The sequence below is a fragment of the Cyanobium sp. ATX-6F1 genome (genome assembly GCF_047395825.1).
Classification (GTDB): domain Bacteria; phylum Cyanobacteriota; class Cyanobacteriia; order PCC-6307; family Cyanobiaceae; genus ATX-6F1.
The window spans coordinates 511,883-525,453 of sequence record NZ_JBCEBF010000001.1 but is presented as its reverse complement, the minus strand read 5'-3'; the positions used below and the strand labels follow the sequence as shown (position 1 = coordinate 525,453).

Sequence of the window (13,571 nt, the reverse complement as noted above, 5' to 3'; positions counted from 1 at the left end):
AAAATCTGAGGATCCTGCAGGAAAATGCTTCCGATCATGCAGTATGCAACAAGTGATGATCTGAGTGTGTCATTAGCAATGCAGACTGCTTCACCGCGTACAATGGCGGAGTTCCTAGCCAAAAGCGCTGGAACCTGGCTGTCTCACCGCTCTGTTCACCACTTTGAGGAGAGTGAAGATGAGTCAGGGTGTTCAAATCTTGTCATCGTACCCTTCGGGCCTGATGATAGTTCTGTAGGCCGTGTTTGTGAGCAGTTCAAGCTTGCGAGTGATGGCGCTGCTGGCGGGGCGAGATTCTATTGGCAGAGCAATACGATGTCGATTGACCTCGCCGAGGGAAGTGCTGCTGTTCTGGTCGATATTCCTGATCCAAGTGATGTTACGAGGGGTGTAATGTATCGCGATATTGGCTACCTTGAAGGCTTGGCGGTTGCTAGCCACTATGTCATCAGTGATGATGGGGTCATGTCCCTGCATACCGAGTATGATCGCAATTCTGGGGTGGAACGTTGTTGGTTCTTGAGCGATGACACCCGTGTCCGAGTGGGAACTTCGTTGGTGATGGGTGGGGTGAATCTAGTAAGCTACTCTACTGAAACCAGATGCCACGAGATTGGATCTTTTCATGCCTTGCGCCGAGACAGCGAAGTTAGGCGGGATCAACTTAAGATGTCGGACGTGAATACTATCAAGTTGGATGGGGCCTCCGACAATGTTTGACCGTTACCATGACATCTTAATTAAGGAGATTGAAGCCTTAGGAGGAACACGTCTATCCTTGGATTCCGATCTAGCTCATCAGGCCAATTCTCGCAAAGGAGCTGTTATTCGGAGCAGTCTATGGCAGGCCCCCGGTATTCGCCGATGGAGAGTGACCCAACTTGATGGCGGTGATGCCGTCCAAGTTCTCAATGCGGTCGCCTACCCAGAGTTTGGCCGCGATCAACCGATCCTTGGCATCGACCTGCTCAGCTTTGCAGTTCGAGACAAGCTGGTTGCTGTGATGGACTTCCAGCCTCTAGAGCAGGGCAAGATCTATGCCGAACGCTACCTTGCAGGATTGGAAGCCATTCAGGCAAGGCATCCAAGCTTGGCTGTTGGTGAGGCGATGCGCTTCTATGACGCTGATCAGTATTTTTCACCATTTCTCCTGTTTGCTCGAGGCTCGATTGCTGAGCTCGCCCCTTTGGTCGAGCAATCATTTCTTGAGATCATTCAGGCGTATTCAGCTATGCACTTGGAGGCGCTTAGCACACCTGACCAGATTGAGCGTGTCGAATCCCTGCAGCGGGCTTACGATCAGTACAGTGCTGAGCGTGATCCCGCCCACGGGCTTTTTACCAGCTATTTCGGCGAGGAATGGAGCAATCGTTTCATGCGATCCTTCCTTTTCCCGCTCTCCTCTCTTGTGTCAACTTCTTTAAATCACTGATGACCTGGCGCTGGGAATCCTTTTTTAATCATGCAGTGACACGGATCACCGAGAAACTTGATCTGGAGCCATACCCGATTCCGATAGACATGGTAAAGAAGGTCGGTTCCACGGGATCCCGTTCGAATCCGATTGATGTAACAACAACGAGTTGGGGAGTTCGCAATGCCAAGCTGCGCCAAGCGAGGGCGGCGTGCGTCGTGGCTGAACCGAGCCCGCAAGTGCTGAACTTGGTAATCAGCCCTGAGCCCAGCTTTGATTTACCTTTTTTGGGGCCGACTTGGTGACATTGCCCGGAGGTCACCTCATAGCTTTGGACCTTCAACCCGTTTTGAAGCGTGACCGCCTTCACACTGAGGCTGTTTGGGCGAGGCTTTTGCCTTTGTTTGACCATTTTCGCCCCCTCCTCCCTGATGGGGGGCCAATACCCGAGGAGGCCGAACCTTATTTCTCACCATGCTTTCTTTGGACCCGGCTACCACTGACATCTGAAAGCGATACTTTGATTGATGGCCCGTTAATGGACGCCTTTGTTGCTTATCTAGACCTCTACCTTGAACTCGTTCTGGAGGCAGTCTCAGTGGATGATGTGAGGAGGCAAGAGTTGAGGGAGGGGCAATTAAAATATCTTGACTACCGAGCGGAGAAGGATCCCGCTCGCGGCATGCTTACAAGATTTTATGGTGAATCATGGACAGAAGATTATATTAAAGGATTCCTATTTGATCACCGCTGATCGAATCTATTGCAAAGGCTATTGGTTGCGGTTTAGGCTCTTCGCAAATCCATAATTCATAAGTGGTACGGCAACCAATAGGTTGTGGCGATCTCGATAAAATGACCAAGCCATTCCTAGGTTCAGTCCTTCGCAATTGTCCGCTGCCAGTGCCGCATGGCTAGAATCAACGCCTATTCCAAGTAGTAATTCATAGAGTTCATCCGGACTATGCGCGCCAGCCACCTTCAGGGCTGCACCAACAATGTATGTGAGGGTGAAATGTTGTCCGTTTATATTTTGTTCGGAAGCAAATACGATGTTCGTATCTGAGTTTAGCTCAAGGCTTTCTGCCTCTGATTGCCATGTGGCTTGGATATCAGGCTCAAGGCTTAGAACTAGTTGGGCTTGATTTGACTTGATCTCCAGTCTTTCGCCCCAGTGCTCGGTAAGAAGTGTTGTTAGCCGTCTCTGTTGCTCGTCAACAGAACGCTGTTCAATGGGTTTAGCCATGGGTCTGCTCTCTGATCAGCCGGGCTTGTGGATGAACTCCTTACTCTAAGCGGTAGGGGCTGGACCTGTGACCAAATTACGGTAGCATTTAAGAGTGAATCCGCGTTCAACCCCGTGGACCCTTTTCAACAGAGGCTTGCAGAGCAGGTCAAGGCCTTGAGTCAAGTGTGTGAGACCTTGCTTTTACGCCTTTTAGAAGCAGAGTCGCGTCTAGTAAAACTAACCATTTTGCTGGATAATGATACTATGAAAGGCATCAGTGATTCAGCTTTCCAGGCAAGTGAAACAGCATTAAATGATGCCGACGTCATTGTTGAAAGCCTTGCAAGCTATTTAATTTTCAATGATCATGAGTCAAGCGTCAATTTAGGCGCATCAAGCCAAGCCGAGGCTCCTCATCGCCATTTGCCTGGTTCAAAAACTATTGAACTTTCATTCGAGTCATCTGAATTCATTGATGACGAAAACCAAGAACTTGGGATTGATTACGAAGAAGTCCAGGATGTCTCGCAGGATTTCCTCGCAGCCTAATTGATTGAATAGCGCAAGACGTACACCAGCCTGGCTTGACTTTAGTGATGGGAGATCAGTTCTCTATGGGACCGGTTGGAATCGTGTGCTGGTGCATGTGGAGGGTGCAGGTAAAGCCTGAGAGGAACTGCCGGAGGGGATGATGGTGGTGTGGGAGTGGGTGCAGATATACTTAGAGCGGGGTACAAGGTTGAGCGCAATGTCGTAATCGAGTATGTCGGCGCAGTGACGTAGTGCCGTGTTTTGGAATGCCTCCAACCTGCTGAGGGTGCGCGTGATGTCAGTCAGAACATCAAGCGTCGATTCGATCGACTCTGATCTCCTTGGTGACGGTCCGATCTTCACTGCCTCCAGCTACGGGACTGAAGGACACTTGAAACCACCAATGGAGGCCGTCCTCGCTGCGCCGATTTGCGGTGTAGCGCACCATGCCGCGTTCGCTTAGGGCGAGAGCGAGGGCGTCACCACTGCAACCTGAGCAGGCCACCTGCAAATCCTCCAACCCCTCCGCTGTGATCCGGTAGTTGGGCATTGGAATAGCGCGCTTCAGGTCACCTTCTACGCGAGGCGGAGCCCAAAAGCCCTTTGATCGAGGTGAACGGTAGAAACCGACACACACTGCAACGTTCCGTGAGCTAATGTTTACGAAACGTAATGACTCCTGTGACAGCCTCCCCCGACCTATCCTCGCTCTATCGGCTGCTTGCCAAAGAGCAGCGCCCCATCCTGCCTTCAGGCGAACAGCGCGCGATCCTTGGCTGTGGCTATGTGGGTGAAGCTGTCGCCAAGGCTTGGAAGCAAGAGGGCCATGGGCTGTGGGGAACCACCACACGCCACCAACGCCTGGTTCAGCTTGCTGAGCTTGTCGACTCCCCGGTGGTCTTTGATTCTTCGGATTCCCGCAGCAGCCTCGATTTTGTTAAAGACCTTGATGGGATTCTGGTGTCATTCGCTCCATCGAGGAGTTCTCAAGTTGATGTGAATCAATACCGACAAACTTTTCTTGGAGGAATCCAGTGCTTGATTGATGCACTGGAGCGACGAGTTGACAGCACCCCGTTACAGCTAGTGCATCTCAGTAGCTGTGGTGTCTATGGCAATCGTGGAGGAGCCTTAACCGATGAAGCTGCGCCGCTTGATACGCAACACCCCGTCAACGAGGTGCTTTCATTAGCTGAAGAGATGATCCAGTCCTTGCGCTCAGACCAGATCAAGGTTTGCATTTTGCGCTTGGGCGGTATCTATGGTCCGGGCCGTGACATTCCTGCCATGCTCCTTTCTGCAGCTGGGGGCCTTGTGCAACGCAATGGTCAGAATGTGCCTTGCTGGATTCATCGCGATGACATCGTTCGCGGAGTGTCGTTTGCTTTTGAACACAACCTTAACGATACCTACAACCTGGTGAATGATACCCAGTGCAGCGGGCAAGAACTCACCGATCGCCTGTGCGAGCAAGCGGGCCTGCCGCTGGCAAAATGGCTTTCGGTGGATACAACCGATCGTGTGCTCAATGCAAAAGTAAGCAATGCCAAGCTCAAGGAGCTGGGCTTCTCGTTCACTCAGCCATTGATGGTGGGTTGATAGCGGCGTTCAACCCAGCGAGTGAGATGGTGAGCTTGATCGTATTCAATAATTAGATGCACAAAGCTGTTTGGGGTGACCAGGCAGCCAAAATGTAGATCAAATGGCCCCTGGGGCAAATGCGCCGGTAAGCTGCAGATCAGTTTATCGGCAAAATAACCGTTCACTTCATGTTTTAGAAAGTTGCTGGCATCGAATGCAGCGACTGGCAGGCTCGGCGGCGTGTGTTCCGGCCATTGGCCGGGACGTAACTCCTGCTCCATCCCTGTCCAGCCTGTGATGGTCTGAAGGAGATGGTGCCGTGTCTCTGTGACGTCCCGAACGGGATCGGCAGTGGTCCGCTGGCAGCGAAATGCCGTCGCTGCGATGGAATCCAGGATCATGCTGTGATCCTCCTCACGTTGATAAAGGGCAACGAGCATGGATCGGGAGCGGGACGTGAAGAAATTCACTTCATGGCCAGCGCTCCCGCTGCTTGCGTCCATATCAAGGCTGGATTGACCGGCCGTATCAGGGAAATGCCAGCAATGGTCTCCTAGATTGTAGTTATGGCGATTGAGGGGGAATTGGCGTTCACCACCTGGAGCGAATCGCAAGCCTGTGCCATGCCAAACGCCAGTGTTGTCATCGGAAAAACGTATGGAATAGATCGAACCTGCGGGATCCGATACTCCATGGCTGAGATCCATCTCAGCGCCGTTGCGCCCATACCAGGTGGTCACCCCCTTCCAGTCGCCATCAAAGCTGCTCCGCATCAGATCCCACTGACGATCCACGCCTGCGCTTCTCTGGTTCGCTGTGCTTGCCATGGAGATCTTGTGCGGAAGGTGGTCCTTCATGGCCTCAACGGAAGGGCCGCTTATTGCACGAATCTAAGGATCTAGGCCTCCAAAAATATGTAGTGTCAGTTCCCGGCATTTCCTCCGGTGCTCAGCATCGATCCAGCAATTGTGAGCAAGATTCGAATGATTTCGAGGCTGCCAACTGCTATTAGGGCCAGCCAGATGCGCAAAGCAAATTTTGGTGGTTGTCCATTCACCCACGCTGCTGAGATCTCCCCATCGATGCGAGTTGTCGAGGGTACTCTCAGATAGGTAACATCTCTCCAGTAGGCTCCATAGCGTGGCGCTTGCTGGTTGAATGGTAGTTCGCCCGATTTCCTGCCTGGTAGTGATCTGGAGCGTTGGAAGGGGATCTCGTCGTATCCATACGCATCAAGATATTCTCGTGAATCAAGAAGAGCGTCTATAAATCCCTGAAATCCTTTGGTTGCAATCACAACAGACCAGGCCATTTGTTCATTGATGCCGAAGGTGTTCCTGCCCAAAACCCTTCCAATAACATGCTCTACAATGCGGTAATTACTGTTGCACTGGTAAAAATCATCTCGAAATCGTTTGGATAGGAGGAGTCCGCGGACGAAGTCGCGGGCTTGGATCTGCCCATTGGTAAACTGTGACTCCAGTAGAGGGTCACGATCAATGCTCATGGCGTGGAAAAAGATCTGACGGTAGGCACTCTCAATCTTTTCTGTTGAGCTGGAGTTAATGCGTGCCGACTCATCATTTCCAATTGAAAATGAAGGCACTCGGGCATTCTGGGTTGTGAGTTCGTATGAAAGCAGCGGAATGCCCATTCTGGTCAGAAATTTTCTGTGCAAATAGTAAGTATTTCAACTAATGTTTGAAAGCAAATGGCCGAAATCCTCACATAGCTTTACCAGCGCCACGGGCTTCTCTCATCAGGCCAGCCAGGCTTCGGGCAGCTCATGGCTGAAGTCGGCAACACGTTCAAAGACGAAAGGCCCTGCAAGCGATCCCCAAACCTGCTCATGGGTTTGGGGATGATGGCCGCGATCTACGGTTTGCATGCTCTGGGCATCCAACTGGAAGCTGCTCACTAGATAGGCCGATTCCCCCTGGCGTTCAACGATGCAGCGGCAGCCGGGCTCAACTTCCCCGAAGAAGCCGTCATTCTGTTCCTGCACGATATAGGTGCAGCCATCCAATTGTTCGAGGTCATCCATCTCGATCAAGGCTCGTGTGCAAGGATCTTCCACAGCACCCCAGAAGCGTCTGGAGTTTCGAATCGCATGATTGATGATCACAAGGCCACGGCGATCAGCTTGAACCGTGAGCACGCGTATGCGATAGGGCTGCAATGGAGAGACGGCGTAGGCCTGCTCCAGCAACAGTGAACCGGGCATCAGCTGAGGCAAGGGCCGGAATCGAACCAGTATGTGTCCATACAGAGGCGGGTTGGCAAAGGCCTGGCGTTGATTGCTAAAGCTCGCCGAGAGCTGCAGTAGCAGACGACCAGATGAACTAATCATAGGATGATCTTATGTCTATCCTTCGCCTCTTCTGGCTTGATTATGCCAGGCCGAGGCAACGTACTGTTACTTTTCATGTAGATTGATGCACACTTGCTTTCCTGGTTGCTTGATGCCTTGTTCTTGCCTTTGAGGGCTGTGTTCGGTGAGCGGCTGACGACCCATCGGGATGGGAGTTGGCCAGTCAGCAAGGTTGGGTTTTCGGTTCGCCTGACTGATGCTCCCAAGCTGTGGAGTTAGAGAACTGTGTCTCAGCGACCCAGCAGTCGCAATCGGAAGGTGGCAACCTGGAGTGCCAGCTCAGGCTGGCTGAGTGCGAATGGATGGTCACTGAGGTCGTCAATGGCTTGCTGCAGCCTGGCCTCACGATTTGGGGCTTCGGTTGCTGTCTGTTGATTGAGCTTTTCCCAGGCGGCATCGAAGGCCATTGCGTAGCTGTCGGCATTGTTGAACTGCTGATTGAGCGGGTGATCGGGAGGCGTTCGCATCGTGGAATGTTGAAGCAATCTTTGTGAGTCCAGAACACGACCATATCCGTTTGTCATGGTCCCTTGGTCTAGGGCGGGCCTCATGCATGGAAACGAACGAGACAATGATCTGCCGTCGGAAGGGTCCGTTACTGATGATGGCTCCGTGTTGTTATCGAAGAATGCCAGGACCCAGATTTGAACTGGGGACACGGCGATTTTCAATCGCCTGCTCTACCAACTGAGCTATCCCGGCCTGCCGCGTCAGCGACGGGCAGATCTTAGATCACGACCTTTCTCGGCGGTGTGGGCCAGGCACAGCAACCCCTCGACCCGATAACCGGCCGAACGCAGTGCTGTGGCGGCGGCGCAGGCGGTGGCCCCCGTGGTGAGGATGTCGTCGACGATCAGCAGCGGACGTCTCCGCAGCAGTGGACCGGGCCGCTCGGCGCCAGGTCGGCAGCGGAACGCCCCGTCCTGGTTGAGGGCCCGCAGCTGCTTCCCCAGGTGGTGTTGCCCCAGGGTGGGCCTGGCCCGCTCCAGCGGTGTGACCTGCTCGAACCCCAGGCTGCGGCTGATCAGGCCGGGCAAGGGGTTGCCCTGCCGTTTCCAGCTCGGGATCGCCACCACCAGGGGGCGGAGCGGGCTTGTTGCCCAGGGCTCGGCCAGGCGCTCGCTCAAGCTGGCGATCACCACGGGGGAGGGATTCTTCCGCTGGCGTAACAGCAGCCGTCGCAGTTGGCCCTCATAGAACCCGAGGCTCCACCAGGGGAGTGGTTCATGTCCCTGCAGCCCCTCAGGAGGCAGGCTCAGCCGCTGCAGGCAGGCTCCACAGGGGCCTGGGCCGGAAGCAACCGGCTCAAGGGGGTTCTGACAGAGGGGGCAGCAGGGGGTGATGATCAGATTGAGGCAACCCTGAAGCAGCTGAGCCAGCACGGCAGCATCGCCCGAAGGCGTGGGTGGGACCCGCTCAGGATTCCCCGCCCTTGGCGGGCAGGGCCCGCAGCATCGCCACCAAGGTGCGGTGGGCGTCGTCGCTGTCGCTGAGGGTGTGATCGAACGGCACCGACACGCGCGATCCAGCCACCTCCAGCACCATCGCCTCCGGGGTCACCCGCGTCATCACGGCGCCCTCGGAGGCTTCGACGCCGCCGTAGTGCCGGGCGAAGTCGGCCACCGCCTCGGCGTGGTCGGCATTCATGTGACGGCAGATGCGATCGCTGACGCTGGCGGTGAGGGGATCGGCGGCCATGGGGAGGGGTGGGGGCTGGTGACAATTCTGAGGCGTGGTGTTCAGCCGGCGCCGAAACGCTGCCAGAGCAGCAGGCCCAGCCGCAGGGCGCTGAAACCCACATAGCCGGCCAGCACCAGGAACAAACCCATGGACAGAACCGTGCGCAACCGTTCGTTCATGGTCTTCGCTGCGGCAATAAGGAAGGGCCCATCCTCCACCCTCCCAGGGCCAGGCGGGCTGTGCCGAGGGCGGGGGCCAGCCCGGGGCGGTTGAGCACAGGGATCCCCAGGGCTCGCTGACGCAGCAGGCGCCATTGGGGGTTGCGGGCGCCGCCCCCCAGGCTGATCACCCGCTCCAGCGGCGGGGCCCCCAGCTCCGCCAGTCGCCGCCAGCCCTGGGCCTCGATCGCGGTCAGTCCCTCCAGCAGGGCCTGGAGATAGAGGGCATCGCTGATCGGCCTGGGCTCCAGCACGGGCTCCAGCTGGGGGTCGTCCACGGGGAAGCGCTCGCCGGGGGCGGGTAGGGGTCGTAGCCGCAGGCCCGAGGGGCGGCGGGGATCGATCTGGCGGCTGAGCTGTTCGATCTGCTCTGACGTGAAGAACCGCCGCAGGATGCCGGCACCGGCATTGGAGGCCCCACCCACCAGCCAGCGGCCGCCCACGCGGTGGTTGGTGAGCCCGGGGCCTTCCAGGGGGCGTCCACGAAGCGCTTGAGCACCAAGGTGGTGCCCAGGACGCTCACCCCATCACCGGGGCCGTGGCCGGCGGCCAGCACAGCCGCATTGGCATCGGTCGTGCCGCTCACCACCTGGCAGGTCTCTGGCAGCCCCAGCTGCTCGGATGCCACAGGGCCCAGGGGCCCCAAGGCGGTGCCACTGGGCACGACCTCGGGCAGGGCGCTGCTCCAGGGTTGCTGCTCGATTCGGCCCGCCCAGGACTCGCGCTGCAGATCCCAGCCGAGGCGGAGGTTGTTGCCTTCTTCGCCCCAACGCCAGTGGCCCAGCAGCCAGCCCATCAGCCAGTCGGCCTGATGGCGCAACAAAAGGTGTTGGGAGCCATCGAGGGCCCCTTCCCGGCCGAGCAGGTTCAAGGCTCGCGCCAGGCTGCCACTGGCGCTGGCGGCGGGGCTGCCGGCGGACACCAGCGACGCCAGGACCTCGGCCTGCTCAGCGCAGGCCCGGTGGTACGGGAGAGCCGGCCCACGGGTGCTGCCATCAGGGCCGCAGAGCAGCAGGGTTCCGGAGGTGCCATCGACGGCGATGGCACCAACCCTGGCCCGCAGGGGCTCCTCGAGGGTTCCGATCAGCTCCACCAACCCTTGGCGCCAGCCTTCGGGTTGCTCGAACGGCAGCGGGTAGCCGCCGCTGCGTTCGCGCAGCAGGGTGCCCTGGGCATCGATCAGGGCCAGCCGTAGCCCGCTGCTGCCCAGGTCGATGCCCAGGGCCAGATCGGGGCTGGGTTCCTGGGAGGCCCCCACCGGGGCGGGCGGACTCAGGCGGAAGCGCCCACCCGGCTGGCCGTGGCCTGTTTCAAGCTGGCGGCGATGGTGTCCACGTTCTCCCAGGGCAGATCCAAATCGCGGCGTCCGAAGTGGCCGTAGGCCGCCACATCCTGATAGAAGCGGCCACCACGTTGCTGGGGCAGATCGCGCAGGCCGAAGGTGGCGATGATCGCCCCGGGGCGCAGGTCAAAGTGTTCCTGAACCAGGGCGGTGAGGTCTTCGTTGCCAAGGGCGCCGGTGCCGAAGCTCTCCACAAGGATGCTCACCGGCCGAGCCACGCCGATGGCGTAGCTGAGCTGCACCTCCACCTTGCTGGCCAGGCCGGCGGCCACCAGGGCCTTGGCCACGTAGCGGGCGGCATAGGCGGCGGAGCGGTCCACCTTGGTGGGATCCTTGCCGGAGAAGGCGCCGCCACCGTGGCGGGCATAGCCCCCGTAGGTGTCAACGATGATCTTGCGGCCGGTGAGGCCCGCATCTCCCTGGGGCCCCCCGACCACGAACTTGCCGGTGGGGTTGACCAGGAAACGGGTGCTGCCCTTCACCGGTTTGAGATCGATGTCGGCAGTGGCGGGTTCCACCACATGCACCCAGAGGTCGGCGGAAATGCGCTCCCGCAAGCCTTTCTCATCGCTGATGCCGTCGATCTCGGCCACGTGCTGAGTGGAGATCAAGATCGTGTCAATCGAGATGGGCCTGTTGTCTTCGTAGACGACGCTGACCTGGGTCTTGCCGTCGGGCAGCAGGTAGCCCAGGGTGCCGTCATGGCGCACCTGGGCCAGCTGGCGGGCCAGTCGGTGGGCGAGGCTGATCGGCAGCGGCATCAGCTCGGGGGTCTCGTCGCAGGCGAAGCCGAACATGATTCCCTGGTCGCCCGCGCCCACCTTGTCGAGGGGGTCGCCGTCGTGGTCGTCGGCCTCGTTGACCCCCTGGGCAATGTCCGGGGACTGCTGGTCGAGGGCCACCAGCACGGCGGCGCTGTGGGCGTCGAAGCCGCCGGCCCGGGCGCTGCTGTAGCCGATCTGCTCGATCACACCCCGCACCAGGGTGTTGAAGTCGACCCGGGCCTGGGTGGTGACCTCACCGGTGATCAGGCAGAGCCCCGTGTTGACCACGGTCTCGCAGGCCACCCGGCTGGCGGGATCCTGGGCCAGCAGGGCGTCGAGCACGGCGTCACTGATCTGATCACAGATCTTGTCGGGGTGCCCTTCGGTCACCGACTCGGAGGTGAAGACGTAACGACTCATGCCGACCGGTATCGGGTAGGAAGCGTCTGAGCCTATCTCCAGCCCAAGGATCGTGGTGTGCTCAGGTTGGTTGGCTGGATCAGCGGCAACCCAGGCCTTCAGTACACACTGGTAACTGTGAGCTCCGACCAGCGCTCGAGCGGCAGATGCGGGGCGCTCAGGGATGGGCGGCTGCTCCAGCCGCCTTGAAAGCCGATCACCAGGGGCACACCCGCCAGGGCGGCCATCAACAGATCACTGTCCGCATCGCCGATCAGGGCGCAGTCGGAGGGGCGACACCCAGTTCGGTGCAGAGTCCGTGAACGGCCGCTGGATCTGGCTTGCAAGGGCGGTGCTCGGCGCTCCAGATCGACTGGAAACAATCCTGCAGGCCGTGGCACCCGAGGAAATGCTCAATGCCTGAGCGCTCGTCGTTGCTGATCACTCCGCAGCGCACACCGGCCGCTTGCAGGCTGGTCAACAGGCTTTCCAAACCAGCCGTGGGGGCGCCGGCGGGTCGGGAACCATGGACGTGCAGGGTGTCACTGAGGGCGAACACCGCTTCGCTGTGGGAGAGAGCCTCCGCCCAGCCCAGGCCCACCTGGCAGAAGGCCGTGGCGGTGGAGATCAGATTGTGGGCCCTGGACGCCACCGCCGTTGTGCCGGCCGGATCGATCGCGCCATCGTTGAGACCGTAGGCGCGCTGCAGGAGATCTCGCAACGGGCTCTGGCGCTCCATCGACACCCGTTCCAGGGCCGCCTCAATCCGGGCCGCTCCCAACTCCACCAGCAGTGGCTCGCTATGGCTGAGGGTGCCGTCCTTGTCGAACAGCACAGCTCGCACTGGACCTAGATCCACGCCCCGAAGTTGGAGGTGCGCCATGGCGTGGAATTGGTTGGTGCGGGAGGTGGATCGGCTGGTCAGTCGAGGGTGACACCCATGGGCTCGTTCTCTTCGGCCTGCTCCAGCAGCATCTGCTTGTAGCGGGCGGCCATCTCCTCGGCCTTTTCGAACACCTTGGCCGGGTCGGTGAGCATGTCGCCCGGTTCGGGTTCGAGGGCTTTGGTGGAAAGGGAGATCCGACCGCGCTCGGCGTCGAGGTCGATGATCATCACCTTCATCTGATCGTTGACATTGAGCACCGTGTGGGGGTCTCGATGTGCTCGTGGCTGATCTCGGAGATGTGCAGCAGGCCGCTGACGCCGCCGATGTCGATGAAGGCGCCGTAGGGCTTGATGCCGCGGACGGTGCCGATCACCACCTCGCCCACCTCCAGGCGATTCATCTTGCGCTCCACCAGGGCGCGGCGATGGCTGAGCACCAGGCGGTTGCGCTCTTCGTCCACCTCCAGGAACTTGAGGGGCAGGAAGTCGGCCACCAGATCTTCCTTGGGCTTGCGGGTGCTGATGTGGCTGCCGGGGATGAAGCCCCGCAGGCCTTCCACCCGCACCAGGGCACCGCCCCGGTTGGTGGCGAACACTTCGCTGTAGATGGTGGCGTCTTCCTTCTGGAGCTGACGCACGCGCTCCCAGGCCCGCTGGTACTCGATGCGGCGAATCGAGAGCGACAGCTGGCCGTCCTCGTTCTCCTCACTCATGATGAAGAACTCACGGACCTCGCCGGGCTGCAGCACGTCGCTGAGGGCCTCGACCCGGTTGATCGACACCTCCGGCATCGGCATGAAGGCGGCGGTCTTGGCGCCGATGTCGATCATGGCGCCCTTGGGCTCCATGGCGAACACGGTGCCCTTCACCACGTCGCCGGGTTTGAAGTTGTAGTCGTACTTGCTGAGCAGCGCGGCGAATTCGTCGCGGGTGAACCCCACACCGTCGCTGTCACGGGCCGCCGCACGGCTGCTGGGGTCATCGGCGGTGGGAACCTCTTCCGTGAAGGCCAGGTCGAGATCGGCCGCGTCTTCGATCACCATGTCGAGATCGACCGTGGTGCTGGTGTCGGAAGGGGTCAGGGTCATGGGGCGTTGGCGGACTGCCTAGGGCAGGTCGAAGGAATCCGCGCGCCTGTCCGCCGACAGGGCATGCAGA

General features: G+C 58.9%; 14 protein-coding genes, 1 tRNA gene and 3 pseudogenes. 5 read left to right on the top strand and 13 right to left on the bottom strand.

Translation table 11 applies throughout. The features are described 5' to 3' along the window. Positions 1–24 precede the first annotated feature (24 nt). The 3 genes and pseudogenes from AAF143_RS03315 to AAF143_RS03305 all read left to right on the top strand — a co-directional run bounded on the left by AAF143_RS03315 (position 25) and on the right by AAF143_RS03305 (position 2,168). Positions 25–720: a phycobiliprotein lyase gene (locus AAF143_RS03315; protein ID WP_255009465.1), complete on the top strand. Its 696-nt coding sequence runs from the start codon at positions 25–27 to the stop codon at positions 718–720. Then, complete coding sequence (locus tag AAF143_RS03310) at positions 713–1,432, top strand: 15,16-dihydrobiliverdin:ferredoxin oxidoreductase (RefSeq protein ID WP_255009464.1); 720 nt, start codon at positions 713–715, stop codon at positions 1,430–1,432. Before AAF143_RS03315 ends, AAF143_RS03310 begins: the two co-directional genes overlap by 8 nt. Next, positions 1,432–2,168 (top strand): annotated as a pseudogene (locus AAF143_RS03305) (phycoerythrobilin:ferredoxin oxidoreductase). The gene AAF143_RS03310 and the pseudogene AAF143_RS03305 overlap by 1 nt, the downstream one beginning before the upstream one ends. Before the next feature lie 18 nt (positions 2,169–2,186). On the opposite strand, the gene AAF143_RS03300 reads toward AAF143_RS03305, so the two are convergent. Continuing rightward, positions 2,187–2,660: a hypothetical protein gene (locus tag AAF143_RS03300; protein ID WP_255009460.1), complete on the bottom strand. Its 474-nt coding sequence runs from the start codon at positions 2,658–2,660 to the stop codon at positions 2,187–2,189. 114 nt (positions 2,661–2,774) lie between these two features. On the opposite strand from AAF143_RS03300, the gene AAF143_RS03295 reads away from it, so the two are divergent. Both AAF143_RS03295 and AAF143_RS03290 read left to right on the top strand, forming a co-directional pair. Next, positions 2,775–3,191, top strand: coding sequence for a hypothetical protein (locus AAF143_RS03295; RefSeq protein WP_255009459.1), 417 nt, complete (start codon positions 2,775–2,777; stop codon positions 3,189–3,191). Between the two features lie 663 nt (positions 3,192–3,854). Next, positions 3,855–4,772, top strand: a complete 918-nt coding sequence (locus AAF143_RS03290) for an NAD-dependent epimerase/dehydratase family protein (protein WP_255009458.1) — start codon at positions 3,855–3,857, stop codon at positions 4,770–4,772. On the opposite strand, the gene AAF143_RS03285 is transcribed toward AAF143_RS03290, so the two are convergent. The 12 genes and pseudogenes from AAF143_RS03285 to AAF143_RS03230 form a co-directional block, all read right to left on the bottom strand. Beyond that, on the bottom strand, positions 4,751–5,611 hold the full coding sequence (locus tag AAF143_RS03285; RefSeq protein ID WP_255009456.1) for a hypothetical protein: 861 nt from the start codon (positions 5,609–5,611) through the stop codon (positions 4,751–4,753). The genes AAF143_RS03290 and AAF143_RS03285 overlap by 22 nt on opposite strands. A 65-nt stretch (positions 5,612–5,676) precedes the next feature. Then, positions 5,677–6,408 (bottom strand): phycobilisome rod-core linker polypeptide, encoded by a 732-nt coding sequence (locus AAF143_RS03280; RefSeq protein ID WP_255009454.1) that lies wholly within the window; start codon positions 6,406–6,408, stop codon positions 5,677–5,679. A gap of 105 nt (positions 6,409–6,513) precedes the next feature. Further along, on the bottom strand, positions 6,514–7,104 hold the full coding sequence (locus AAF143_RS03275; protein WP_255009452.1) for a chromophore lyase CpcT/CpeT: 591 nt from the start codon (positions 7,102–7,104) through the stop codon (positions 6,514–6,516). Positions 7,105–7,355: 251 nt separating this feature from the next. Further along, a complete protein-coding gene (locus AAF143_RS03270; protein WP_255009450.1) occupies positions 7,356–7,649 on the bottom strand; it encodes a hypothetical protein in 294 nt (97 codons plus the stop codon). A 105-nt stretch (positions 7,650–7,754) separates the two neighbouring features. Next, positions 7,755–7,827, bottom strand: a tRNA-Phe gene (locus tag AAF143_RS03265). Between the two features lie 8 nt (positions 7,828–7,835). After that, positions 7,836–8,507, bottom strand: coding sequence for a ComF family protein (locus tag AAF143_RS03260; protein WP_414026509.1), 672 nt, complete (start codon positions 8,505–8,507; stop codon positions 7,836–7,838). A gap of 34 nt (positions 8,508–8,541) precedes the next feature. Then, positions 8,542–8,823: a DUF2470 domain-containing protein gene (locus tag AAF143_RS03255; RefSeq protein WP_255009447.1), complete on the bottom strand. Its 282-nt coding sequence runs from the start codon at positions 8,821–8,823 to the stop codon at positions 8,542–8,544. A 157-nt stretch (positions 8,824–8,980) separates the two neighbouring features. After that, a pseudogene (locus tag AAF143_RS03250) lies at positions 8,981–10,251 on the bottom strand (FGGY-family carbohydrate kinase). A 44-nt stretch (positions 10,252–10,295) separates the two neighbouring features. Next, positions 10,296–11,549 (bottom strand): methionine adenosyltransferase, encoded by a 1,254-nt coding sequence (gene metK / locus AAF143_RS03245; RefSeq protein ID WP_255009443.1) that lies wholly within the window; start codon positions 11,547–11,549, stop codon positions 10,296–10,298. A gap of 98 nt (positions 11,550–11,647) precedes the next feature. Beyond that, complete coding sequence (locus tag AAF143_RS03240; RefSeq protein WP_414026508.1) at positions 11,648–11,776, bottom strand: hypothetical protein; 129 nt, start codon at positions 11,774–11,776, stop codon at positions 11,648–11,650. 26 nt (positions 11,777–11,802) lie between these two features. Continuing rightward, entirely contained in the window at positions 11,803–12,372 is a 570-nt protein-coding gene (locus tag AAF143_RS03235) for an HAD family hydrolase (protein WP_414026507.1), read from the bottom strand. A 77-nt stretch (positions 12,373–12,449) separates the two neighbouring features. Further along, positions 12,450–13,456 (bottom strand): annotated as a pseudogene (locus AAF143_RS03230) (30S ribosomal protein S1). Positions 13,457–13,571 lie beyond the last annotated feature (115 nt).